Origin of the sequence: Paenibacillus sp. 22594, assembly GCF_052044425.1 — a bacterium.
Taxonomy (GTDB): domain Bacteria; phylum Bacillota; class Bacilli; order Paenibacillales; family Paenibacillaceae; genus Paenibacillus_AQ.
This window is the reverse complement of record NZ_JBQENA010000004.1, coordinates 169,932-195,339: the sequence shown is the minus strand read 5'-3', so window position 1 is coordinate 195,339 and position 25,408 is coordinate 169,932. Positions and strand designations below refer to the sequence as shown.

Genomic DNA, 25,408 nt, shown 5'->3' with positions numbered 1-25,408 from the left:
AGGTAACCATGGCCATAGCGATTCTTCTCTTTATCGTTGCCGGTCTGGCCGAAATTGGCGGCGGGTATCTGGTCTGGCTGTGGCTGCGCGAATCGCGTCCGCTCTGGTATGGAGGAGTTGGAGCGCTGATTCTCGTAGCATACGGCATTATACCCACCCTGCAGAAGTTTCCTTCCTTCGGCAGAGTCTATGCAGCCTATGGCGGTGTATTCATCGTGCTGGCCGTGCTATGGGGCTGGCTGGTGGATAAAAAAGCACCGGATCTCTATGACTGGATCGGCGCCGGCATTTGTGTAATCGGAGTGGCTGTCATTCTCTGGGCACCGAGACATTGACCGGCAGCAAGCGTGAATGCTCACCAGTGTGCCGGGACTCAAGGCCGCGCCACATGCACATAAAAACAGCAACGGGTGCCGTTTCTTCATAGGACGGCACCCGTTGCTGTATGCTTTTGCGGCGATTATCACCATTCTCCACCGGACTAAATTTTGAACTGCTGTACCGCTTCCTGCAGCTTCACGGCCTGCTGGTACAAATGCTCTACAGTCTCAGCATGAACTTCAAGCTCCTGATGCTGCTGCTCGGAGTTGGCAGCAAGCGTGTCGGCATTTTGCTGTGACTTGGAAGTGATCTGGGCGGTTTCCTCCACGGAGGCGCTAACCTCCTCGGTGCCTGCCGAGATTTGTTGTGTAGCGGCAGATACGGACTGAATGCTGTGGTTGATGCTCTGAATAAGAATCAGCAAGTGGCTAAATGCATTTCCGGCCTCAGACACTTTGCCCACACCCGAAGCCACCTCGGCATTCACATGATTCATTTCTTCTACCGACCGGTTCATATCCTCCTGCAGGCTAAGCAGGAACTCACGGATTTGTTCATTCGATTCTTTGGATTGCTCGGACAGCTTGCGGACCTCTCCGGCAACCACTGCAAAACCGCGGCCATGTTCACCCGCCCGTGCAGCTTCAATGGAAGCATTCAGCGAGAGCATTTGAATCTGCTTGGTGATCTCTGTAATTCCCTGGACAACTTCACCGATCTGCATAGAACGCTCATTCATGATGCGGAACTGCTCCAGCGACTTCACCGAAGCCTCTGCCACATGGCGCATCTGATCCACAGCGCTTTGAGCGATGTCATTGCCGCCTGAGGCTTCTTGGGAAGCCTCAATGATCTGTTCGGTAACTTCACCTGCGGCTGAAGCAATATGCTGGATGCCGATATTGATCTCGTCCATCGCCCGGGAATTATCCTGCGCGCTGCCGGCAATGGCCGTGCTGCCTTTGCTGATTTCCTCAACAGACAGGGCGGATTCCTCAGCCATCCCGTTCAGAATGTCAGTGCGTTCCTTCAAGACATTGGAATCCGCGACCACAATGCTGGAGGTATCCAGAACCTGTCCAATCATCTCTCTCAGCCTCTCGCTCATGGTCCGGAAGCTCCCGGCCAGCTGGCCTACTTCATCGTTGCCTTTAATCTCCAGTTGCTGGGTGAAGTCCCCACTGGCCAGCTTCGTGCTGTAGACTGCAAGCTGTGTGATCGGACGTGTAATTCTGCGGGTCATCAGCAGCGCAGCGCCCACACCAACGATCAGCACACCCAAAGTGATTCCTGCACTAATCCAAAGGATGCTGTTCATTTTATCCTGGATAAAAGCAACATCTGAACTTGCTCCGATGACCATTGTAGTGCCGGGGACCCCGACATACGCAGTCTTATGTATTCCGTGACTATCACTATATATTTCACTAAGTCCGGCTTTTCCCTTGGTCGCCCGCTCCATGGCGGGTTGAACCTCAATGCTCTCATCCGGCTGCAGCTTCGCTCCATGATCTGCAGTGAGTACAGTAGCTTTGCCTTCCTTCAAATCGATGAGAAAGATGGTTTCCAGGCCATGCTGTTTTCGTTTATCCTGAAAATAAAATTCGATCGTTGTCTTCGATTGTTCGTTTTTGTTCAGAGTCTGCTGGGCATGTGTCGCATTCATATTTTTATAGATGTCCTGCGCGGAACTGGTCAGAATCTTATCAATCTGCGGGATCACATAACTGTCAAAGGTATTGATAGATATGAAATAATAGCTGGTACTTAATAAAGCAGATGACAGCAACAGAACAATGAACAGCAAAAACGTAAATCTACGGCCAATGGATTTCTTGACTTGAAACATTTCATTCTCTCCTTTTCCTTCAATTACATCCTTCTATCCCATGCCAATGCTTTTTGGGCAGGCAAGCAGCAATATATTCCGTAGGTAGGGTCATATATGAAGCTATCGTTTCCAGGAATGTGATTGATAACTATTCTATAGAATTAACCTCAGGTTGAATAGTGAAAATTTGCTTAATGCTGAAGAATTTTCAGAAAATTTATGTATATTTGTCGAATACTTTAGCTGTTTTGTGAAAAAAATGAATTTATATTTCATAGCATGTTAGCTTTGATTGTGGTAGAGTAAAAATGTTTTGTTCTCAAAAAAAGAACGCCGCGGTTCGTAACCATCCCGCGTAACCAAAACTAGGAGGAATAATAGATTCGTGTTTAATTTGTTGTGGGGAATGTTGTTCGTCGTTGTCAATTTTGGTTTCTATCTGCTTTGCTACCGGCTTTTTGGCAAAAAAGGCCTGTATGCCTGGGTCGGTGTGGCTACTGTCATCGCCAACATTCAGGTCGCCAAGACGATTGCCTTGCCCTTCGATATTGTGATGACATTGGGCAACACGATGTATGTCACACTCTATATGACCAGTGACCTGCTGAATGAGAAATATGGACGAGCCGAGGCGCGGAATGCGGTGTGGTTTGGTTTTTTCACATTGCTGATGACTACGGTAATCATGCAGATGGTGCTGTGGTTCGAGCCCCAGGAGACGGATATCGCCCAACATTCGCTCAAGACCATCTTTGGTCTGATGCCGCGTCTCGCGGCGGGAAGCCTAACCGCTTATTTTATCAGCCAGTTTCTTGATGTCCGGCTGTATGCCTGGATTCGAAAATATTACAGCAGTTCAAGACAGCTCTGGATCCGCTCCAACGGCAGTACGATGGTCAGCTCTTTTGTCGATACACTGATTTTCTGCACCATTGCCTTTGCGGGAACCTATGATCTGCGGGTATGGACAGAAATTCTGCTGACCACGTATATCGTGAAATTTCTGCTTACCGGTGCCGGAACACCAATTCTGTACATTGCCCGTTCCTTCAAATTTGCAGAGGACGAGTTGCCTGCTCACCCGGCGGCAGATTCACGCAGCGCTTCCTGAAGCCCGGGAGAAGAATCGCCGCACCACAGAAGGTGCCTTATCATTGCATCAAAAAAAGCAGCAAACCACTCCGGGAGGAGCAGGTTTGCTGCTTTTTTATGATTTGAAGGCTTTACGCTATAAATGCAGCACCGTCAGCTCTTTCGGCATAGTCGTCAGCGTCTTGGGCCCCTCTGGTGTAATCCAGACATCATCTTCAATCCGGACGCCTCCCAGACCCGCTACATAAATACCTGGCTCTACAGTGAAGACATTGCCGATGTCGATGAAATCCCCATTCATTCCGTGCAGTGAAGGATATTCATGCGTGTCCATCCCGAGGCCATGTCCGACCCGGTGCATGAAATACTCGCCGTAGCCGGCGGCTTCAATCACTTCACGGGCCGCGCGGTCCACCGAACCGAAGGTCGCTCCGGCCCGCGAAGCAGCAATACCGGCTTCATTGGCAGCCAGAACCGTGTTGTAGATTTCAACCAGCTTGGGATTTGCTTCTTCAACGGCATAGGTGCGGGTGATATCGGAGGCATAGCCTGCGGCGTATACGCCGAGGTCGAACATCAGGAAGTCACCCGGCTGAATGACCCGGCTGCCAGGCACACCGTGGGGCAGTGCGGTATTCGGACCGGAGAGGACCATCGTATCGAAGGAAGGGCCGGAAGCGCCAACCTTTTTCATCAGATAGTCCAGCTCGGCCACCAGCTCGATTTCGCTGACTCCAGCTTTGACATGAGTGAGGCCTTGACGGAGTACCTCCTCTACCAGCTCGGCGGCATGCTTCATGCGGCTGACTTCCTCAGGAGTTTTCTTCGCGCGCATGGCCCGCAGGATAGGACCGATATCACGAAAAACATCCGCAGATACCGCTTCTGCCAGTTGTTCATAACGGCTCACGGTGAAGTGCTCCTTCTCGATGCCCAGCGTTCCGGGCCTCAAGCCTGCAAAACATGATTTCAGCAGCTCATACGGATTGTCCGTGTCGCTGTGTGTCAGAATCTTGGTCACTGAGGAGGCAGCAGAAGCGGCTTCGGCATCGAGTGCGGGAACGATCAGCACCGGCTCCTCGCCGCGGATCAGCAGCAGTCCCAGAAAACGCTCATGAGGATTGCTGGCAAACCCGGTTAAATAGTACACATGCTTCGGATCGGTGACGAGCAGCGCATCCAGGCTCCCGCCAGCCATTCCCTGCTCCAAAGTGGATAGAGCCTTATTCATTTCATTAGTTCCCCTTTCGGATTCACGTTAAAATCAACGTTCTCATTATAGATCATAACCCGTCAGGGTGCACGTGCAGTGACGCTGGTTATTGAACGGGAAACGGTCATCTGATTGTACTGATTTTACCTGTGAAAATATTTAGAGGGATCATATATTTCTATGTGTGTTTATGAAAAATGAAACTTAAGTCCTATCTTTATCGTAGGTTTATTGGAGAAATGTGACAAAATATCTTTTTTTACGATAAAATAAGAGGTTTTAATACAGGAATAGATTGACATCTAATAGGCCGTTGGTTACGATTCGACTAGGTCTATCTAATTATGACAATTCTGCTGGGGGAGTAGTCATGGGTAGGATACTATCATGGGGAAATGGGAGACATCTATGTATTCAAAAAGATTGAGGACTACGGTTTCACTGGTTTTAGTTTTACTTTTATCCTTTCTAAGTGTTCTGCAGGTATCGGCGGCATCTTTGAAAGCGGGGGTGGTAACCTCGGAAAAAATGCTGAACGGGAAGCAAAAAATCTCCGTCAACAGCGTGCTGGATGTAACCTACGGTGATTATACGACGCTGAATACGGTGAAATTTTCCCTTCTTAAGGACGGGAATGAAGTAACCAGTCAAACGAGGCAGAAATATCAGATAGAGCATATGTCTGCGGCAAACTCCGTTTACTCTGTCTATTATTCTAACATCGCTTTTGAGGGGCTGAATGCAGGGGAGGAATACACTCTACGGGCAGAGTACCAGGGAAAGACGGGGGTAGTCGTTACAGATCCCCAGACCATAACAATCCCTGCTTCAACAAAAATTAAAATTGTCGTAGAACATATGGCAAAAGACTCGGATACATACGTAGAAGCCGCTGCAGGGGAAGTTCGCAGTGATGATAAAAGCATCAGAATCTCGTTTTTGAGCGATGGGGTGCCACTGGCAAACGAGAGAATTGACGTACGGGCGAACACTAAATATTATAGTAACTTTGTTACTAATGCCTCTGGTCAGATCGAACTGGTGGGCAAGACAGGTTTCTCGTTAGTTGACTCTGTATTGATTTTTTCTGTCAAATCAGGAACGGATAACTATGAAGTCACACCTGTGTATATTACTGACAAGCAGGAGGCCGGGACTTATACAGCAGCTATCCGCTATCTTGATGCTGAAGGAAATCTGATGCAGCAGAGCTATGACAATACTAGTTGGCCAAACGGTGTTGTTCAAAGAATTGGTGTTTCTGGACTAGATATACTGGTACTAAAAACAGCCGGAGTATCGGGCGATTTCAAAACACTCATTAAATCCGCGAAGAATGAAATGTATATGTTCCATACTAGCCAATCGGCGCTGTACTCCGCCGTAGACGGAAGTCATCTTGCTATTATCCAGAATGGCAGTGACTATAGCCGCCTGAACCTGCAGTACTCTTGGGATGGAGCGCCATTAGAGGTGAAATCGGTCTCTGTTACAACGAATAATCACTATAAACAGCATAGCAGTTCCAACATCTTTCAGGATATAGCTTCAAATGTAATATATGTTAAGAAAGACATAGAATACGATATCACAGCCGTTGCCGCTATTCCGGGGTCGAACAGCAGAGTTGTGTTGCATCATCAGGTAAAGCCGGTTGAACCGGTTAGTACCATAGAGTACGCAGCCAAGTCTGAGAACTTCAGTGCACTGAAGCTCCAGGTCCCGGATCGGGGACAAGGTCAAGGTCAGATCAAGGTATCTTTTTTAAATGCCAAATTGAATTTCAACCAGGTCAGCGTAACAGTGCCTTCAGCTGATTCTACCGTGTATGTTCACAAAGGGGAAGAAATTCACCGTCTGACTGCGACAACAACAGTTGGAAATGGGGACAGCAGCAACTACACGAATCAGGTTGTTCTGAAATCCTTTTTCACACCAACCGAAAATGAGTATTTCCTTAAGGCTGGAAGCAGCTACAAATCGCAAATTATTCTGAATGTGCTGGGCTCGAATTATTATGCTCAGGATGAAGTCCGCAACCAGATCGTTCTGGGTGAAAATCTGGAGACGCGGGTGGTTATGACTGACGAGAATGAGAATGTTGTGGATCTGAACGGCAACTACAGAATTCAGATTCTGGATGCAGCAGGAGCTATCGTTGAAGAGAATTCGCTCTATTGGACTACGGAAGAAAAGGATGGCTATCTCCAGCGTGTTAACAAACGGGAATGGAAACCTGTGAAGTCCGGAGACTATAAAGTCCAATTTGTTCCTTACGTCTATCAGAGTGGCGCATATGTTAAGGGTGAGGTTCTCGCTGAAGCTGACCTAAGAGTCTTGCCGAAGCAGGAGCTGGAAGTGGAAATCCGCGATAAGGCAGGTAAGCTGGTTGACCTGGTGAACAAACCTTATTTAACCGTGGATCAGGCCGGAAAGATTACCTTCACCGTACGTGAACATGTAACAGGCGCTACTGGCAAAGCTCTGCCGGGTGTGAAAATTACACGTTATGGACAGGAAATAGGGGTCACTGATGCAGAAGGGCAATTCACGCTGCCTGCAAGCGAAAGCTCCTATCTTGGAGAGTTCTTCTTCCAAAAATCGGATTATTTGTCCAAAACGGTGTCGGTAGCCGTTATAGATCCAAAAACGCAATCCGTAATACGGATCCGGGGACTCGATAAGCCGGAAGGAGAATATGCCGGCGGAGTGCCACTGGATTATGCCTACGTACAGGCTAATATCAAGAAAAGCGACGGCACATATATTCAACAGACCCAGTTTATCAACATTGATGATCAGCAGGCTTTTCTTATTGTAGAAGCGCCATCGGTAGTCGGTGTAGATTTTATGCGCTATAACCGCAGCAATATGGGAGTAGAGTCCAAGTTCGGGTACTATATGTACGGTTCTGTGCAAACCAATCCAGGCAAGGAATATTCACTGGTGCTGGATGCCAGAGAAGCTCTTCAAGAGGTAAGTAAAGTCAAGCTTACAAAGTATATGGAAGAATTATCTATTATCCGTAAAGGGTTGTCCGGTGTGGATTATGTTCCTTACGTAATCGACAGCAACAGCAGTGACCAGAACTACTTTTATGCCACAGAAGGAACTTACAGCGTATTGGCGCATACGAGTGGAGACACTTTCATCTATCGTGATAATGTAGTGGTCACCGAAGGTGATAATACATGGTTGTATACTGATTCCGCTAGTGATCTGGCTACGGTGGTAGCACCGGAATCAGGAAGCATCTACTCTGTGGATTTCATCACACCAGATCAATCGAAGCTTAAGGGTTATGCTTATGATGCTACAAAGGTTCAGCTGACGCCCAGCGAAGTTATTGTGAATCTGGACCAGATGATCGGTAGTCTGGAGTATCAATATAATATCCGCCTTTCAGGAGATACACTCAAAGCCGGAACCTTCACCGAGCTGAGTCCCGGCGCTATTGCCGGATTGGATATAGTCGGACTGAAGAACGGCAAATTGGTCCGCAGCAGCGCCTATAACTGGTTGAAAATCGGATTGGTTGATACAGCAGGTAATGCAATAAGCCAACTGTCTAAACCAAGAATTTTGGTTACAAGCTATGGTTCATCCAGCGGTCATACCACAATTAATCCGGAAGCATCTTCTTACAGCATTGAGGATGAAGCAGGGAACAAGCTATATGAAGGAAGTTCGTTAAGCTATCCATTAAATGCCTCCGTAATGTTAAAAGACGGAAGCTATGTAGTGAAAGCGAATGTTACTATTGACGGACATACTTACGCCCTCAACAAGAAATTCGTACTGGAAACGAAAGAAGGCACAATAGTAGATCCTGGAACCACTCCTCCAGGTGAAGATTTGGAGAACGGTGGCAGCACACCTGGAAACGGAACTAATCCTGGAAGCGGCACCGGTGGCGGTACAGGCGGTGGCACGGGTGGTGGTACAGTAACAACTCCTGCACCAACCCAAGCGCCGAATGTAAGTGTAAATGAACAGAACACCAAACTTCGGGAACTGGTCAAAAACGTGACAGGAACACCGGCAGAGAAGGCAGCCGCAGCTCAAAGTGCACTGAGCAGCATTGCAACTTCGCTCAAATCCGTTACAACGTCCCAAGGGGCTGAGCAGAACAGCAAGAGCTTGTCCCAGGCCTTGGACAGCGCAGCCCAATTACTCGCAACAATTCAAGACCCGGCAGAGAAGCTGAAGATTGTCAGTTCCATCAATGAACTCGTCGGCAGTGCTCCATATGTGATGAATCATCTGGAAACCGGTGAGAAGGCAGTTGCCTTTGCACAGTCGCTGATTCAGAATGCAGCAGCAGTCTTGAATAACGCACAGGGCGTCGCTGCGGCAGATATCCTGCAAATCAAGAATGGCGTGGTGTCTTCCAGCCAAGCAGCCTTGAACAAAGCGGGCGAAGTAACGATCGCCAAGGAAAATGTAACGGTGGAGGGTAACTCTGTCTCCTCGCAATTGACAGAAGGATTGGTCAGCAAACAGATTGAAGCCTCCAAAAAGGCACTGGCTGCTGTATCAGAGGACCTGAACGCCAAGCTCGGTGCGGGTCTGGCCAGTGAACTTAAAGTTTCCTTGACCGTAGAGATTCCTCCGGTTGGTGAAGGTGTGAATAAGCTGAACACTTCGCTCCCATCGGAGATTCTGACGATGATACAGAACAATGGTATTGATGGACTCAAGCTACAGATGGGAAAAACAGCATTTACCATTGAGCCGGATACATTCGGTACGGTGAAACCTGGAGAGAAGATTACCCTTGCAGCTGAAGTTGTGGAGAATGCCGTGATCGGTAAGCCTAGCCAGGCGGAACCGCTGGCTACCCTGCCGGTGATGGAATTCAGCGCAAAGGTAGGAGATAAGGCAGTCAAAAGCTTCGAGAAGCCGATCAACGTGTCTTTCGATGTATCCGCAATTGATACATCCAAATATTCGGCGGCCAACCTTGAAAATCTCACAGTGTATGTGCTGAATGAGACCAGCCTGACCTGGGAAGCGGTTGGCGGTAAGTTTGATCCGGTTACACAAACCGTGACTGCGCTGAGAGGCCACTTCAGCCGTTATACCGTAATGCTTGGAAAAGGTGCATTTACGGATGTAGCTGAAAATCATTGGGCCGTGAAAGAAATCAATTACCTGTTAACCAAGGGAATTGTGGAGCAGACTGCCAAGTTTAATCCTTCGGATAAGGTAAACCGCGCACAGTTTGCTGCCTGGATTTCCAAAGCCTATGGTCTGGATGGCACAGGGCTGACTCTGCCATTCAAAGATCTGGCTGCCGGAAGCGCCGGTTATAATGAAATTGCCGCTGCTTATGCAGCAGGAATCATTACAGGCAAATCTGCTTCGGTTTTTGACCCTAAGGCGACAATTACCCGTCAGGAAATGGCCACAATGCTGGCACGCGCTCTTACTCTCTATAACGGGGCTAAGAACGTTTCCGATCCAGGGAATGTAAATGCAGCCTTTACCGATAACGGTAAAATTGCCAAGTGGGCAGCTGCAGGTGTAGCTCTGACCAAGAGCAGCAAGCTCTTTGGGGGCTTTGAAGACGGTACCTTCCGTCCAGCACAAACGGCAACCAAAGCAGAAGCAGCAGCACTGATCTACAGACTTTATCAGCTTAAGTAGAGTAAACTGTCCTATAACCAACTAAAGGCTGGCCTGCACGTAGATAACATTCTACGGGCGGGCCAGCCTATTTGTGTATTAGAGCTTTTCTTCATCCCCTGATATGATGTAACATAATCTTAAATCATGTGCTTTGTAAAGGCCAGGCCGAAGCGGATGCCGTCCAAAAAAGAACGGCGAAGCCGTTTCCACCTGGAGGAGAGGGGACTTGCCCATGCTAGGGAAGACGGTGCTGGTCACCGGAGGCAACTCCGGTATGGGACTGGCGACAAGCATTGAAATGGCCCGGCGGGGAGCGGCGGTCATTATGGCCTGCCGCAGCCGCCAGCGGGGAGAAGAAGCGCTGGCGGAAGTGAAGCGGCAAAGCGGGTCCGATAAGATCAGGCTGATGCTGTGCGATCTGGCCTCGTTCAAGAGCATCCACGCATTTACAGAGGAATTCACGGCCGGCTATCCCGTGCTCGATGTGCTGATTAATAACGCAGGAGTGGTTACAGTCAAGAGGCAGCTCACGGCAGACGGGTATGAAATGGACTTCGGCGTGAACCATCTGGGCCACTTTCTGCTGACCCATCTGCTGCTTGAGCCGCTGGCTGCGGCGGAGCAGGGCCGGATTGTAGTGGTTGCCTCAGGAGCCTATAAGATCGGCAAACTTCATCTGGATGATCATACCCTCTCGCGCGGTTATAATCCGGCGAAGGCCTACGCCCGTTCCAAGCTGGGCAATATTCTGTTCACCCGGGAACTGGCTTCACGGCTGCAGGGGACAAGGGTCACAGTGAACGCTGTGCATCCGGGTGCAGTTGGAACAAGCATCGGAGTGAACCGGGAGACCGGCTTCGGGCGCCCGGTTCTGAAGCTGCTGTCTCACTTCTTTTTGACGCCGGAGCAGGGAGCAGATACAGCCATTTGGCTGGCAACAGCGCCGGAGCTGGGGGAAATAAGCGGAGAGTATTATTACCGCCGTAAGGTTCAGGAGCTAACCCCCAGAGCGCGGGATGCTGAAGCCGCAGCACAATTGTGGCAGTGGAGTCTGGATCAGACCGGGCTGACATGATAACTTCATGACATAAGATGAACTTGAGAATGGATAACAATCATTGCGGAATGCCCTTGAAGGAACGTCTGAAATTCATATATTTGCAGGAGGAATGGATCAATGGCAGCGCAGAATTACAGGATTGAAGATGCGGTGGCTGGGGATTTAGCGGCTATTGTAGATATTTATAACTCAACCGTTGCAGGAAGGATGGTGACTGCTGATCTGGAACCGGTGAGCACTCAGGACAGAGAGAAGTGGTTTCAGGAGCATAACAGTCATCACAGGCCGCTCTGGGTGCTCAAAAAAGACGGTGAAATCGCCGCCTGGTTTAGTTTCCAGTCTTTTTACGGCCGTCCGGCCTATAACGGAACTGCGGAAATCAGCGTCTATGTAAATGAAAAATTCCGCGGTACAGGGGCAGGTAGCCTGCTGCTGGCCAAGGCTCTGGAGGAGTGCCCGCGTCTTGGCCTGCAGAATCTGGTCGGCTTTGTGTTTGGCCATAATGAGCCAAGCCTGTCGCTGCTGCGGAAATTCGGTTTTGAACAGTGGGGCCTGCTGCCCGGTGTTGCTGAGATGGACGGCATTCTGCGTGATCTGGTGATTATCGGCCGCAAACTGTAATGAATGGCATCTTCTCCGGTACCGTTCCCGTATTCTGGCTTAATGCGGACGGACGGAATCAGACTGGCACTCTTCGGCGGTAATCCATGAATCCGACCATTGCTGAAGATCCCGAATAACCGATTCCAGTGCACGTCCTTTGTCCGTCAAAGAGTACTGGATTCGAACAGGTGTCTCAGGAAACACCTCACGGAGGACAATGCCCTCTTGTTCAAGTTCCTTGAGCCGCTCAGAGAGCAGCCGGCCGCTGACCGGCAGAGAGGCTTCGATAACACTAAACCGCTGGGGTCCCTGTAGAAGCTGGTATATGATTAAGCCCGTCCAACGTCTGCCGATGATATCCATACTTTTTTGTAACCGTGGACACAAGTCTGTAGATTTCATAAGGCTCACCTCTTAATTAACATTATAAACGAAATGACCTTTAACTAAAACAAATTTGAAGTATATAGCGTTTTCCCCGAAAGGATGATTGAATTGGCTAAAAAGAAAAAACCAACCCATACACCGCGCCCCGCAGCTTCGGAGGCTCCGGCAACCCTGAAGGATCTGCTGAGCAGCGATGTGCTGGAGAAGCTGAAGGCGCAGGGTGATGCACTCAAGGCCGAAGAGAACGACAAAAAAGAAGCCGCCCGTAAGGCGGTGGAGGACCAGCGCAAGGCGGAGCAGAAGCGTCTGGAGAATGATTTTGCCCATTTGCTGGAGAACAGCAGCCAGGATTGGCACAATTTTAAATAAACATTTTTCCAGTAAAAGGATTGACATGAAGCGGAACGTGCGTTTATATTGGGTTTATCAAATTAAAGGGAGGTCGATGAGTCATGATTGGAAATACACAGCTTACAACCGCATATGGAAGATCTGATCTCACCGGCTCCGTTCGGGAAACATGATGTGCACCGGCCTGTTCTGCTGAATTTACGCAGGACAGGTGCGACTGGCATACTGTAATGAACCTTTGGCAGGGTGCTATATACGGAAACTCTGCGAAGAGCCGTGGATCAGAATGATGATCTGCGGCTCTTTTTGCGTACCCATTTTATTTACTCCACACATTAATAGCTTACACTTTGAAGGGAATTGAACAACAATTATGAATATGAACGAAGAACAAGCGGGCGGCTATGTCCCCTGCTATAAACATGAGCTTGCATTGCCGGGCGGCGACCTGAAGGTATATGCCAGCGAGCAGTTGTTTGCTTCACTGGATTATAAAGTACTGGAAATGGCGAACAACAATCTGCAAATTCCTAATATCGAATACATGAGCTACACCCCGGATGTGCATGTAGGTGTCGGAACATGCATTGGCACCACGGCAGTATGGGATGCTGCTGAAGGGTATGTGTCTCCCTCCATTGTGGGCAGCGATATCGGCTGTGGTATGCGCGTGCATCTGACGACACTGCATAAGGATGATCTGCGTGAAGTGAAGCTGCGCAGGAAGCTGGTGCACGCTATTGAGAAATATTTACCGATGGAGCAGCAGCAGCGGGGAACTTACAGTGATATCCGGCTGGAGAACATTATCCGCAAAGGGCTGCACGGGCTGCCGAACAAGTATGTGCCGGATAGCTATACCCCGAAGAAGTCGAGCGCTTTGTCGCATGTTGAGATCAGCAAGCTCACCTTTGACGAGGAGATTCTGAATGAGCTTCCCGACATGGCCTGGCACCGGGGACACCGCCAGCTCGGAACCCTGGGCGGGGGCAACCACTTTGTGGAGATCCAATCGATTGAAGTTGCGGAGGAGCAGCGTGAATTGGCTGAGGCTTGGGGGCTGTACGATGGACAGATCGTCGTAATGATCCATTCCGGCTCCCGGGCCTGGGGAGGTATCGTCAACCAGTTCTGCACACCGGCCTTCGCCAAGGTGATGGGCCAGTTGGGTCTCGGCAGCGCCGATCCGCGCCTGATCTATGCACCGCTGGCACATCCTCAGGCCCAGCGCTACGTCAATCTGATGTACTCAGCGCTGAACTATGCAGTGGTGAACCGCCATCTGATCGCCTACGCGGTCCGCGAGGGGTTCCGCGAAGTATTCGGACCCAAATGTGAGCTGCGGACTCTTTACGATCTGATGCACAACTACGCCTGGCAGGAACAGACCGCTTCCGGGTCCAAGTTCGTCCACCGCAAAGGGGCAACACGCGCGCTGCCGGCCGGACACCCGGATAATCCACGGCCTTATGCGGCTACCGGCCATCCGGCGCTGATTCCGGGCTCCATGGGTACGGCCTCATATATCATGGTCGGTCAGCCGGGAGGGGAAGAGAATTATTATTCCATCTGTCATGGCGCCGGACGCATCCGCTCGCGGTCGGCAACGAAGCGGCTGGTATCGGTCCATGATTTTTCCAAGTCGATGAGAGTAGGCGAAGAGGATGAGATTGTGGTCAATCAGCATTCTCTGGAATCTATCATTGACGAATCGCCTCAAGCCTATAAGAATGTAGATGAGATTATAGAGAGCGTTACGGGCGCCGGGCTGGCTGCAGTCGTGGCCAAATGCAAGCCGCTCGCGGCGATAAAGGGGACCAAGTAACCATGGAGAAGGAGAACAAGAAGCATACTGTAATTTACAAATACGACGAGAATACCACCGGTATGATCAAGGGCTACGATGCCTACGCACGTCTGGTGGACGGCATTCTTGAGGCTCTGCACACCCGTTATGGTGTCCGTTATGAGCTGTATGCCAGTGACGACCCCAACAGTGAGTACTGGAAGCTGCTGGAGAATGATGTGCAGAGCGGCAATCCCGGTGTGGAGCATGTGGCGCGGATTTTTGACCGTCTGGAGGACCGGACGTTTGTGTATGACGATGACAAGGAGCAGCCGGAATACAGTATCCACTTGTCGATTCGCAATAACGTGCTGGCCTATCCGGATATGGGCGTGGCCCTTGCACGGGTCCCTGTATTTCAGGAGAACGGCATCAACTTCCAGGATTATGTGTTTGCCGCCTCCGATGGACAGCTGCAGGTTTTTCTCGGCAATGTGCGCAAGCGGCAGCGGGAACAGAACATCAATAAGGTGACGGTGTACACCGACAGACGCAATGGGATCTTCCGTGAGGATGAACCGATTACACGTTCTGTCGGACGTGAGGATGTGGTGCTGGAAGCGGGAATCAAAAAAGAAATTTACCGTTCGCTTGACCAGTTTTTCGATTCGGACCGCAGCTTCTATGTTACCTATGACATTCCCTACAAAAGAGGAATTCTGCTGTACGGACATCCGGGGAACGGGAAGACCACGCTGGTCAAATCTATTGCAGGAAGCGTGCCTGGTCCGGTCGTCTATTGGCAGATTACCGAATACACCAGCAGTGAATCGGTGAATGAGGTGTTCGAAGCCGCAGCCCGGCTGGCGCCTATGGTGCTGGTGATCGAGGATATCGATTCGATGCCGCAGGAGGTCAGATCCTTTTTCCTGAATACGCTGGACGGGGCCACCTCCAAGGAAGGGATTTTTCTAATCGGGACCACCAACTATCCGGAGAAAATAGATCCCGGACTCATGAACCGCGCCGGGCGCTTCGACCGGGCCTATGAGATCCGAATGCCGGACGAGGAGCTGCGGATGGAGTATCTGAAGCTGCGCGGCTTCACAGCGTTTGCCGGTGAAGAGGGAGTGGCCACCGCAGCGCGCCTGACGGCGGATTTCTCCCTGACCCAGCTCGGTGAGCTGTATGTCAGCGCTGCGCTGGAATGGCACGAGAACGGGCGGGCCGATGTCGAGGCCCTTGTCCGGGGGATGCGCGGCGAGCTAGATAAAGGCCGCAAGCGGGAATGGATGAAGGACGCTGCGTCGACTATCGGATTTTATTAGAACTGTAATTTTCATTATTACATTTGCAGATAAGCTGTATTGCAATGAAGGGGAGCCGGAGGGCTCCCTTTTTGCTGTTATGCTGTGAGATAGACTGACCGCAAGTCACCCGAACAGGCAGGATAATGCTGGTAAATGCCGAATTTACCTATGTTAACTATGGCGAATAGGGGGGAGTCCATGCAAGGAAGCGAGTTGTATGTTTATCACATTGTCACTAGGAAAAAAATGGACCTTGGGCAGATCATTAGCTTTGACAAAAATCAAAAAAACACCTTATATCACTTCTTTTTTGAGAAGGAACAGATGAATTCTAAAGGTGAAGATATGATTCAAATTTTGCATGATCATTATACAAATGACGGCTTAAAGATGGATATAGAGAATGCAGATGTAACGATTAGATATATGGGGCAGACAATCAGGGCTATTAGAGAAGCCATATGTGAGATGGTTAGATTGCAAGAATATCCTGAATATCCTTCACGTTTGTCTTGCTTATATGCTGCAAAGAGCTATGAAGACGCTCAGAAATGGAAAGAACTATTCGATGCTTACCATCGAAAAGTTCTGCAGATCGTTAAACTTCGGGTCATTGGGAATATTTTTGAAGGTGACGGGAATCTTCTACCAAAGGAAGATGCAATTCCTTTTTCCAAAAAAATCGAACAAGCCAGAGAATATTGGAAAGGTAATATACATAACAAACTTCCTGAGCTATTGATCAACGGACAAATCGAAGTAGTAGAAATTATTGATGAATTCTCTGCTTCATTTCAGCAGAACGGTTAAAAAACCATTGAGCTTGTAGGCATAAAAGAGAACGTGGTGGTACGCTATAAAAAACTCATTAGGAGCTGAAAGATGAGCGAATTTAGTGCGAGTTATCATTTACAGACAAACGATCAGCAAAAAGCCGTTGAATTAATTAGAGCTTCAAACAATAAAGGATTTGTTTTCCCTGAGTCTAATGGTTGGGTAACTTTTATTGTTAAGGGACCGGCATTTGGTATCCGGAAAGCGATTGTATCACTAAATCCAGGCTTATTAGTTCATTACTCATATATGGAAGATCACGGATGGGCACTATCATTTTTTGAGAAGGATGAACTCATATCTACATATAAATGCGATTGGACTGAGGAACTATTCATTGAGAAAGATGAGCTTGATATAGTTCTACTTAGAGAATTAATTATTAAGCAAGGTAATTCAATTGAAGACTTGGAAAAAGCTTTAGATTTAGCGGAAGATGTTGGTGAAGAGCCTCCAGCTTATTTTATCGCAAATAAACTAGGATTAAGCTATTTTGAATGGCTGTCCGCTGACAACATCGGCGATGGCTCATATTATAAAAACTTAGTAATTGTGGATTAATCGAGAATGAGAAGACTAAACCCCGGAAGGTTCGTGAAGGTAGGAACGCTACTTAGATGGGCTTTTCCAAGTCATTTGCGCTAATGGGAAACGATAGCGGAAAAGCAGATTGCATTGGCTGTCTGCTTTTTTCATTGTAGTAACGGGCAGTTTAGTTGAACAAGATAAGTGGAGGTTTTATGTCGCATTTGACGCATACTGTGCAGGATTCAATAAAACTCACACAAAAAAGAGCCCCTTACGGAGCGAATGAAACATTTAAAAAGATATATCGAATTATGAAGAAAGCGATGATAAACAGAGCGGCCAGTCCCAGAAGAGAGGAAATGATGATTTTATCTGAGCGTTTATATTTACTCATCAAGGTCACCTCATCGTGTTTTCCTAAATAATACCATATCTAAGAAATTAGTGCTTAGTGAAAGTCTGCGGTTATTGCGCAGTACGAAGATATTGTGTAATAAAAGAAGGCGTGCTTATTGAATGCTAACGGGAAACGTTAATTCAATAGGAACAAGTAAGCAGCCGCTCAAAAGATCGGTTGCTTTTTCTTTAAGCACTATCAGACAGGATAACGTAATGGATGTGAGACTTCTTTAACTTAGGCTAGTCCTGGATAAATTTATAAACCGATTAATATTATTACAAGAAACTAAACATCCTGAGAGTATTATGAAGGCTGTGGAAGAAATTGTAGTTACGTTTAACGAAATGAATGAGGACAATGGCTATTTTATTGAAACGATGGAGCGTGAAGAATTGGCTGATTTTATTGACAAGGCAGCCAGGCTAGCTGGATTAGAAATTGAGGAGGATCAAGATATTACAGAAGAATGGAGGGAGTGGTAATTTTGTTGATTAGTATTTGTAAATTCGGGGAATTTGATAAATTAAACTATAAGTTACTTCGCACTTTCGACAATTACGACAATTAGCAAGTATTTACTACTGGATGGCTTAGAGCTAACTGAAAACGATAGAAAAAGCGGTTCCTTCGCGGCAACCGCTTTTGTTTTTCTTTACTAACCAGGCAGTTTAGTGCGATCCTTTTATATAAAAGGACTTGCTACTACTATTCTCCTGTTAAAAAGATGGGAGTTGTTAGATTCATTTAAAAGGACGGCGAATTACTTTAATAATGCGTGCCCCTTCACTAATCAGTCTTTGTGCTTTAGCCACATTTATTCTAACGAGCACTGCTACGTCGGTAGAGTTCTCAACGTCGAATACTGAAAAGATCTGCCCATTGGCGAACAGTACTCCTTTAAGCTCAACTTCTTTTCCGCGGGTTGGCCTTGGAACAGTATTTTGAATTTTGCAACGCATTACACCCGCACGTATTAGACGGCGTGCTTGTTCAGTAGTCGTTCTAACCGCGAAAATCGGGTCTATTTCTACCCCTTTCGTTTTCGCTTCAATTTCAGATATTAGAAAAAATTTACTTCCTATTTGTGCAATACAATTGGAGCCTATGGTAACCGGATTTGCCATAGTTTATCACCCCCTCGAAACATGGTATGAAGAGAAGGAGAATTAAGAAACGGCGAAGTTCCTAGCCGAGTAGCTTTCATTTGTAATAAAGTTGCATGATCTGTGCCATAGATTACAAACAGATTTTATTCGACTAACGGGCAGGTTAGTTGAAAAGTAATCACGCTGAACCGTATGATAACCGTGCTGAGTTAACGGGAAACGTTAGCTTTATAGACTTACGACGGCAACCAGCCAAAGATCGGCTTCCGTTTTCGGATAGTTGAATAAGGATACCACGGCAGCTGACCAGAAGATCAGCTGCCGTTTTCATTTAGCTAAGTGCAGGATTGTTTAGTACTATAGCCTACGCATATGACACTTTAGTTCAAACCTTTAAGAACATTAATGACCATACTAGACAATATGGAAATAGTTTCAACTTGATCTTGAATAGTATTATTATATATGTTATATATGTAGTATAACAAACAAAGAGGGAGGTTGGTTTGATATGGAATGGTTTCGACATGTCAAAATCGCATATGGTTAATGATACCCTGCGCCATTGCCGGAGGGCTGCTGATGCCCTAATCGCTCAAAGTGCTTCCGAAGGACGAGAATCCGGCGATGGCGCTGTTCACGTGGCATCTGGCAAAGCTGATTCGCTCCAAAAGTGCTCCGATTCCCTCGTTTGTATAGATGACGGTAAACGTACTTGTCATCTATATGGCGGCCGACTTGCTTTTACTCTGCGTGGCCCCCTTTCTATCTGATGACGTGCAGCTGCTACCATAAGGAGGGATATTTTTGTTCATAGAGCTTGATCTGCAATCGGAAACCCCGATTTACACACAACTGGTTGACCAAATCGTCGAAGGGATCGCCTCCGGTTCCTTGCGGCCTGGCGATCCGCTTCCGTCGATCCGAAGCTTGGCGGAGAACTTGGGGATCAATCTCCATACCGTTAACAAAGCCTACAATTTGCTCAAGCAGGAGGGCTTACTTCAAATACACCGTAAGAAGGGCGTTATCGTTCAGCCCGACGGGATGCCCGGCGTGACGGAGGCATTCGAGGAGAAGCTCCGGCGGCAGTTACGGTCTCTTGCGGCGGCAGCTGCGGTACGAGGCATGGCGGAAGAGGTATTCGCGCAGGAGAGCAGATCGGTGTACCGAGAGATGATTACGAATCGCGGAGGGGAACAACGTTGATACAAGAACCGATGATTATGATATCCAGCAGTTATTTGATGATTGCTCTGATGCTCAGTTTACAGGTCTATATCGGCTTGCGGAACGTGCTGTTTGGCATCGTGCTGCCTGCGGAGGCCCTGCAGGACCCTGCCGTCCGTGCCATTCGCCGGAACTACGCTTTGCTTACCAGCGGTTTTGCGGTCGTCATCGGAGGAGTTTGCTTTTTATGGATGCGTCATCAGCCTGCGCGGAGTCTCCTGATTTGGACGACAGCCATCGTGCTTTTAATGATTGCGTCAGGCTTCGCTATTTGGATCAGCCGGATGTCCGCGCAACACTTGAAGGCGGCCAGAGGCTGGGAGATTGTCTTGCAGACAAAGCGCGCAGCAAGCCTTGTAGCTGGACGGATGCGTAGCCCGGTGCTAAACACTTGGTGGTATTCGGTGAATGCCGCCGTGATGGCGCTATGCATCTTCTTTGCTATTGCCAAGTGGGATACGATTCCGCAATTGTTGATTCTCGGAAATTTTGAAATTAACAAATCCGTGTGGAACGTATTCATACTGAACATTGTACAAGTACTGAATATCACTGTATTCGTCTGCTATAATCTGATAATCAGCCGTGCGAGGACATCGCTGGATCCCCAGGACCAGGAAGGTTCACTGCAAAAACAGTTGAAGCACAAGAAAATCCATTCGATTCTGACTTGGGGCGCTTCGCTCCTCATGGTTGTATTCGTAGGGGTGGCGCAAGCCATAGCGTTGTACGGTTGGAAGGGAAAGCTGCTCTTCCTCTCCGGCATGTCGCTCTGTGCAGCACTCTTCTTGGCGCTGATCGGCGTCATGCTTTACCTGAGAATCAAAGGTATTGATCAGTTAAGGGATGTTCCATCGATGGAAGATAGGCACTGGAAGTTCCTCGGCAGCATTTACGTGAACCCGGAAGACCCGGCGTGGATCGTTCCGAACATTCATGGTTTCGGCTGGACGATCAATATGGCCAATCCGCGAGGTAAGATTATAGTCGCCGCAACGGTAGCCATTCCGGTGATTGAAATTATCTTATTTCTGCCTATTTTGAATAAATAATTCAATAGCCTGAAGGGGAGTTTGAATGATAAAAAACCGATGGATAACGGTAGCTGTGCTATTTTTGTGTCTGCTTCTGTTGTTAACCGCCTGCAACGACAATACACAAGTGGCTGAGATGCAGAACACAAGAGAGGCACTGAATACATCTGAGGTGAACGAGTCAAGTGCTGCTCCGGTAACCGTGCCGAAGGCTGAAGGGGGCTCGCCTTCTAACGAGGCTGTGATCTCCTACGAAATCACCCGGGATGCTGCAAAGGAGAAAGCCGATCTCCTCACGAAAGCTCACGATACGAACAGCGTGCAATACGCCCTTATCGATCATGGCAACATCGTCGTATCCGGCCAATCCGGCAAGAATGATGAGCAGGGACTGAAACCGCTCACGAAAGACACGATGTACGGGATCGGCTCGACAAGTAAGATGTTTACCACGGTTGCCGTTATGCAGTTGGTCGATCAAGGGAAAATCGATCTCGATACGCCGGTTGTCCAGTATATCCCCGATTTTACGATGAAGGATGAACGCTACAAGCAGATTACACCGCGCATGCTGCTGAATCATTCTTCCGGGCTGAAGGGAACCTCGCCTACGAACGCCGGTTTATTCGAAGATAATGATACTTATGCCCACGACACACTGCTGAAGCAACTGTCCGGTCAGACCTTGAAAGCGGACCCGGGGGCTTATTCGGTTTACTGCAATGACGGATTTACGCTGGCCGAGATTCTGGTCGAGCAGGTCAGCGGCATGGACTTTACCTCTTATATCCATCGATATATTACCGAACCTCTGGGTATGGTCAATACGAAGACTCCGCTCGATTCTCCAGACGAAGCGAAGATGGCGGGACTCTATTATCCTACCTATACAGGACAACTTCCTAACGAGACGATCAACGTGATCGGAGCTGGAGGTATCTATTCCACGGCGGAAGATTTGGCTCGATTCTCGCAAGTTTTCACGGGGGAAGCAGAAAAAGTCTTGTCTGGTAAATCGGCTGCGGCAATGGCGCAAGACGAGTACAAGACGCCTTTGTGGCCTGACGATGCGGATAACTCCATCGGATACGGTCTTGGCTGGGACAGCGTCAATCTGTACCCCATTAGTGAATACGGGATGAAGGCGTTGACCAAAGGAGGGGACACGATTCTCTATCACGCTTCGCTCGTTGTGCTTCCCGAACAGGACATGGCGGCAGCTGTTGTCACTTCCGGAGGGAGCAGCACGTACGATCAGCTTCTGGCGAACGAAATCCTGCTTCAGGCGCTAAAGGAGAAAGGCACAATTGACGAATTTAAACCTGAGAAGTCATACGGCACGCCGGTAAAGGCTGATATGCCGGAGTCCGTGCTGCAGTATTCAGGAATTTATGGCGCATCCGATACAACGATAAACATAGATATTACCAAAAACGGCGTAATGTCCATCACTTCGGAGCAATCGCCCGATCATCCAGCCGAGATCTTCGAATATTCGGCGGACGGCACGTTCCGGAGTGCGGATGGGAATACGATGATCAGCTTTGTGACGGAGGAGAACGGCCGTACCTACGAATGGCTTCACCGATATGCTTCAGTCCCGGGTATGGGGCAGGTGGCTATATCCATGTACAACACCGAGAGGCTCCAGCCCCAAGATCTTCCGGCAGAGACCAAGGAAGCATGGATTCAGCGCGACGGAAAGAAGTATTATCTGCTGACTGAGAAGTATTCGTCGATTTCTTATTTGACAAAGGTAACCACCAACTTGAATCTGTCGAAACAATTGCCGGGGTACGTGTTGGATAAGCGAATAACCGGCCCGAATACGGCCGTCTCTGAATTGCAAATTTCTGGATCGAACGGGCGGGATCTCTCAGGTCTTACGTTCTTTACACAAGACGGGGTTGAGTACCTGAATATGCGTGGAACCCTCTTAGTGAACGAAGACGCCGTGAAGCCTTTTAACTTTGCTAAGAAGTCAATCGTTACGATTCCGCCCAGCGGATATGCCAGGTGGTACACGATAAGCGACAAAGACGGGGGCAAGGTCGTTAAGGTGAGCATGTCCCCGAACGCCTCCTTTGCTGTTTATGAGGCGAAGGGAACATGCATCTACTTCAGTGTCATCGGAGGCAAAGATAAGGTCGAACTGCCCGCAGGAGGATCCATAGTTTTCGCTGGAGATGCCGGGACGAAGTTCGAGATTTCCGCTCAGTAACTTCGCAATAAGCAGTAATAGCTGGCCAAGATATAGTCCTGCGTATAAGAAAGAAGATTCCTCAAGAAAAGTTGGATGAACTAAAAACATCTATAAAAGTGCCTTGATTCATTCTAATAGGTGAACATTCCTCGAATGGGAAACGATCGCGGAATTGAGCAGATTGCCTTGGCAGTCTGCTTTTTTCATTGAAGTAACGGGCAGTAGAGTTTGATTAAAGACGTTATTTATTGTCCGTGCTTAATTGTGTTCTGTTAGAATGCCATTAGTTACTAATGTGGCATAAAGGAGGAATAAAGTTGAGGATCGTTTTTGCAACTGACTCAGACTATGAATACATACGGAACCGTGACCCTCATATTTATGAGAGCTTAATACTGTCAAAAATAAAGGAAAATGAGATATACATTCTTCGTAATCAGGATGAAAGTAATATCGGATGGATGAGGTATGGATACTTTTGGGACAACACCCCTTTCATGAACATGATTTGGGTTGATGAACAATATCGAGACAAGGGGGCAGGAAAGCAAGTTGTCCTCTTCTGGGAAGAACAAATGATACAAAAAGGCTTCAATCTAGTTATGACGTCCACTCAGGCTGATGAAGGAGCCCAACATTTTTATAGAAAACTAGGCTACAAAGATGCAGGATGCTTAATACTTGATGCACAACCATTGGAAATACTCCTCACAAAAAACTTAAGCTCACTCGAAATGATTCAGTTTCCTCACTCAGACTCATGAATTCGCAGGATTTCATCCTGTAGGTAAAGTGAAGAAGAGGCTGATGAAGGAGCCGGTAGCTGGGAGATGGAGAATTGGGTTTGCGTAAATAAAGGGTGAATAAGGATTACCCATATTGTTCCATTATGGATGAGGATTGATTGGTTTTATGCTGCTTGCGGGAATACCTTGATCGGTTCGTAAAGGGTACTGCTCTTAGCCAATGCGACTCGCGATACTTTACCGATTAATTTCATAATGGATTTCATCTTCTTCAGTTTCTTTTCCTCTACATTATAACGATGTGCCGCTCGTATTTCTGGATTTATCATAACCATACTCATTGTCATGAGATAAAGAAAATGCCGTAAACGCGGCCGGCCTCGTTTGCTGAGCACCATCTTTCCCCGCCATTTTCCGGAGCTAGCTTCAGCTAGATTTAACCCAGCATGCCGCAGTAAAGCATTTCCATGCGTATATCCGCTTCGACTGCCTGGAACCACGTTTCGTGATTCGATTTCGAGTCGCTGTGACCTTGCCAGAAGCAAAGACACTCGGGTCAATGCCTGCGAAGGCGACAAGCTTTTTAGGATGATCAAATCGGTCGACTTCTCCAATTTCAGATAAAATTATTGCAGCTATTTTATGCCAATACCGGGAATCGACTGAATGTATTCATATTCTTCAAATTCTTCAGCGATTGCATCTATGTTCTGTTCCAATTTAGTAAGATGCTCTTGGTACTGAAGAATGAGGGTAATAAGGACTTTCAAATTGATTAGCTGGCTTGCATACTCTACTCCTTTGAACGACTCATGTTTACCGGCATCCCTAAGGTTCTTCTTGTCGCTTAATAGCGTCGCTTGACATACGGGATCTTACGTCCCAACGAGCCTCAATCATGGTCATGACAAGTAGGGGTGAACACTATAGCGCTTGGGATCAAGTCCCACAGGCAGGTACGTTCGACCAGGCTACCTTAATCCTTTATGCAAATAAAAAAAGGATCAACCAGTGAAAGCTGGCTGACCCATAATACGAACGGGCAGTTTAGCGAAATTTTCCAACACGTGGAAGCGTTTTGCAAAATATTGATATTAACCGAGGAGACGGACTGTAAAAAAAATCAGCAATCCCGAAGAAACCGAGTATGCGAATATTAGGTAAAATTAACTTGGTAACTGTCAAGCCATACAATCTTCAGCCATTAAATTAAAAGGAGTCTGTTATGAAGAACATCTTTAATCAAACGGACACAGTGGAGATCTTGAACCGAATAGACAAATTGAGTCCAAATTTACGCCCTCAATGGGGTACGATGGATGTCGCCCAAATGCTAGCTCATTGCTCATCGTTCCACGACATTGCAATGGGAAATGCCTCTCCCCCAAGAGGTTGGTTAGGCGTATTAATTGGAACGTTTGTGAAACCCATTTTTTTTAATGACAAGCCGCTTACCCGCAACATGTCCACTATTCCTACAATTTTGATTGTAGAAGAAAAAGAATTTGAAACAGAAAAAGAAAAACTAAAACAAAAAATTATAACATTCCAGAACAATGGCCCGGAAAAATGCACGTCTCATCCACATCCCTTTTTTGGGAAACTGACTTCTGAGCAATGGGGAAAAGGATTATTTAAGCACCTAGACCATCACTTAAATCAGTTTGGTGTTTAGTCACTAACTGAAGCATAAAGGTCTACCAAGAGAGCAACCCTTTGCTAAGCGAGACATGTTAATTCAA

21 protein-coding genes and 2 pseudogenes are annotated in these 25,408 nt (G+C 47.8%); 16 read left to right on the top strand and 7 right to left on the bottom strand.

Annotation, left to right across the window (positions count from 1 at the left end):
- The first annotated feature begins 8 nt into the window (after positions 1 to 8).
- The gene (locus tag ACTJKB_RS14940; protein ID WP_440834983.1) at positions 9 to 335 is read left to right on the top strand and encodes a YnfA family protein; all 327 of its coding nucleotides are present in this window, start codon (positions 9 to 11) and stop codon (positions 333 to 335) included.
- Between the two features lie 146 nt (positions 336 to 481).
- Here ACTJKB_RS14940 and ACTJKB_RS14935 read toward each other — a convergent pair whose 3' ends face one another.
- A complete protein-coding gene (locus ACTJKB_RS14935; protein ID WP_440834981.1) occupies positions 482 to 2,170 on the bottom strand; it encodes a methyl-accepting chemotaxis protein in 1,689 nt (562 codons plus the stop codon).
- Between the two features lie 367 nt (positions 2,171 to 2,537).
- On the opposite strand from ACTJKB_RS14935, the gene ACTJKB_RS14930 reads away from it, so the two are divergent.
- Positions 2,538 to 3,263 (top strand): queuosine precursor transporter, encoded by a 726-nt coding sequence (locus ACTJKB_RS14930; RefSeq protein ID WP_440834980.1) that lies wholly within the window; start codon positions 2,538 to 2,540, stop codon positions 3,261 to 3,263.
- A gap of 117 nt (positions 3,264 to 3,380) precedes the next feature.
- Here the strand turns inward: ACTJKB_RS14930 and ACTJKB_RS14925 are convergent, their stop codons facing one another.
- Positions 3,381 to 4,475, bottom strand: a complete 1,095-nt coding sequence (locus ACTJKB_RS14925; RefSeq protein ID WP_440834979.1) for a M24 family metallopeptidase — start codon at positions 4,473 to 4,475, stop codon at positions 3,381 to 3,383.
- 390 nt (positions 4,476 to 4,865) lie between these two features.
- On the opposite strand from ACTJKB_RS14925, the gene ACTJKB_RS14920 reads away from it, so the two are divergent.
- From ACTJKB_RS14920 to ACTJKB_RS14910, 3 genes are all read left to right on the top strand, one after another.
- Complete coding sequence (locus ACTJKB_RS14920; protein ID WP_440834977.1) at positions 4,866 to 10,106, top strand: S-layer homology domain-containing protein; 5,241 nt, start codon at positions 4,866 to 4,868, stop codon at positions 10,104 to 10,106.
- Positions 10,107 to 10,320: 214 nt separating this feature from the next.
- A complete protein-coding gene (locus ACTJKB_RS14915; RefSeq protein WP_440834976.1) occupies positions 10,321 to 11,163 on the top strand; it encodes an SDR family oxidoreductase in 843 nt (280 codons plus the stop codon).
- 102 nt (positions 11,164 to 11,265) lie between these two features.
- Positions 11,266 to 11,769 (top strand): N-acetyltransferase family protein, encoded by a 504-nt coding sequence (locus ACTJKB_RS14910; protein ID WP_440834974.1) that lies wholly within the window; start codon positions 11,266 to 11,268, stop codon positions 11,767 to 11,769.
- A gap of 39 nt (positions 11,770 to 11,808) precedes the next feature.
- On the opposite strand, the gene ACTJKB_RS14905 is transcribed toward ACTJKB_RS14910, so the two are convergent.
- On the bottom strand, positions 11,809 to 12,153 hold the full coding sequence (locus ACTJKB_RS14905) for a winged helix-turn-helix transcriptional regulator (RefSeq protein WP_440834972.1): 345 nt from the start codon (positions 12,151 to 12,153) through the stop codon (positions 11,809 to 11,811).
- An 84-nt stretch (positions 12,154 to 12,237) separates the two neighbouring features.
- Here ACTJKB_RS14905 and ACTJKB_RS14900 point away from each other — a divergent pair, with 84 nt between their 5' ends.
- The 6 genes from ACTJKB_RS14900 to ACTJKB_RS14875 all read left to right on the top strand — a co-directional run bounded on the left by ACTJKB_RS14900 (position 12,238) and on the right by ACTJKB_RS14875 (position 17,829).
- A complete protein-coding gene (locus ACTJKB_RS14900; RefSeq protein ID WP_440834971.1) occupies positions 12,238 to 12,507 on the top strand; it encodes a YqkE family protein in 270 nt (89 codons plus the stop codon).
- A gap of 361 nt (positions 12,508 to 12,868) precedes the next feature.
- Complete coding sequence (locus tag ACTJKB_RS14895; protein ID WP_440834969.1) at positions 12,869 to 14,314, top strand: RtcB family protein; 1,446 nt, start codon at positions 12,869 to 12,871, stop codon at positions 14,312 to 14,314.
- Between the two features lie 2 nt (positions 14,315 to 14,316).
- Positions 14,317 to 15,603, top strand: coding sequence for an AAA family ATPase (locus ACTJKB_RS14890; RefSeq protein ID WP_440834968.1), 1,287 nt, complete (start codon positions 14,317 to 14,319; stop codon positions 15,601 to 15,603).
- Positions 15,604 to 15,783: 180 nt separating this feature from the next.
- Positions 15,784 to 16,395, top strand: a complete 612-nt coding sequence (locus tag ACTJKB_RS14885) for a DUF2441 domain-containing protein (RefSeq protein WP_440834967.1) — start codon at positions 15,784 to 15,786, stop codon at positions 16,393 to 16,395.
- 72 nt (positions 16,396 to 16,467) lie between these two features.
- On the top strand, positions 16,468 to 16,980 hold the full coding sequence (locus tag ACTJKB_RS14880; RefSeq protein WP_440834965.1) for a hypothetical protein: 513 nt from the start codon (positions 16,468 to 16,470) through the stop codon (positions 16,978 to 16,980).
- Between the two features lie 672 nt (positions 16,981 to 17,652).
- Entirely contained in the window at positions 17,653 to 17,829 is a 177-nt protein-coding gene (locus tag ACTJKB_RS14875; RefSeq protein ID WP_440834964.1) for a hypothetical protein, read from the top strand.
- A gap of 258 nt (positions 17,830 to 18,087) precedes the next feature.
- On the opposite strand, the gene ACTJKB_RS14870 is transcribed toward ACTJKB_RS14875, so the two are convergent.
- Positions 18,088 to 18,471: a hypothetical protein gene (locus tag ACTJKB_RS14870; RefSeq protein ID WP_440834963.1), complete on the bottom strand. Its 384-nt coding sequence runs from the start codon at positions 18,469 to 18,471 to the stop codon at positions 18,088 to 18,090.
- 569 nt (positions 18,472 to 19,040) lie between these two features.
- Entirely contained in the window at positions 19,041 to 19,175 is a 135-nt protein-coding gene (locus ACTJKB_RS14865) for a hypothetical protein (protein ID WP_440834962.1), read from the bottom strand.
- 85 nt (positions 19,176 to 19,260) lie between these two features.
- On the opposite strand from ACTJKB_RS14865, the gene ACTJKB_RS14860 reads away from it, so the two are divergent.
- The 4 genes from ACTJKB_RS14860 to ACTJKB_RS14845 all read left to right on the top strand — a co-directional run bounded on the left by ACTJKB_RS14860 (position 19,261) and on the right by ACTJKB_RS14845 (position 23,684).
- Positions 19,261 to 19,662, top strand: coding sequence for a GntR family transcriptional regulator (locus ACTJKB_RS14860; RefSeq protein WP_440834960.1), 402 nt, complete (start codon positions 19,261 to 19,263; stop codon positions 19,660 to 19,662).
- Complete coding sequence (locus ACTJKB_RS14855) at positions 19,659 to 20,735, top strand: DUF5808 domain-containing protein (RefSeq protein ID WP_440834958.1); 1,077 nt, start codon at positions 19,659 to 19,661, stop codon at positions 20,733 to 20,735. Before ACTJKB_RS14860 ends, ACTJKB_RS14855 begins: the two co-directional genes overlap by 4 nt.
- Before the next feature lie 25 nt (positions 20,736 to 20,760).
- Entirely contained in the window at positions 20,761 to 22,938 is a 2,178-nt protein-coding gene (locus ACTJKB_RS14850) for a serine hydrolase domain-containing protein (protein ID WP_440834957.1), read from the top strand.
- 299 nt (positions 22,939 to 23,237) lie between these two features.
- Positions 23,238 to 23,684 (top strand): GNAT family N-acetyltransferase, encoded by a 447-nt coding sequence (locus ACTJKB_RS14845; RefSeq protein ID WP_440834955.1) that lies wholly within the window; start codon positions 23,238 to 23,240, stop codon positions 23,682 to 23,684.
- 146 nt (positions 23,685 to 23,830) lie between these two features.
- Here ACTJKB_RS14845 and ACTJKB_RS14840 read toward each other — a convergent pair.
- A pseudogene (locus tag ACTJKB_RS14840) lies at positions 23,831 to 24,157 on the bottom strand (transposase); the annotation flags it as partial.
- Between the two features lies 1 nt (position 24,158).
- Positions 24,159 to 24,505 (bottom strand): annotated as a pseudogene (locus tag ACTJKB_RS14835) (transposase); the annotation flags it as partial.
- Between the two features lie 386 nt (positions 24,506 to 24,891).
- Here ACTJKB_RS14835 and ACTJKB_RS14830 point away from each other — a divergent pair.
- Complete coding sequence (locus tag ACTJKB_RS14830) at positions 24,892 to 25,341, top strand: DUF1569 domain-containing protein (protein WP_440834953.1); 450 nt, start codon at positions 24,892 to 24,894, stop codon at positions 25,339 to 25,341.
- The last annotated feature ends 67 nt before the right edge of the window (positions 25,342 to 25,408 follow it).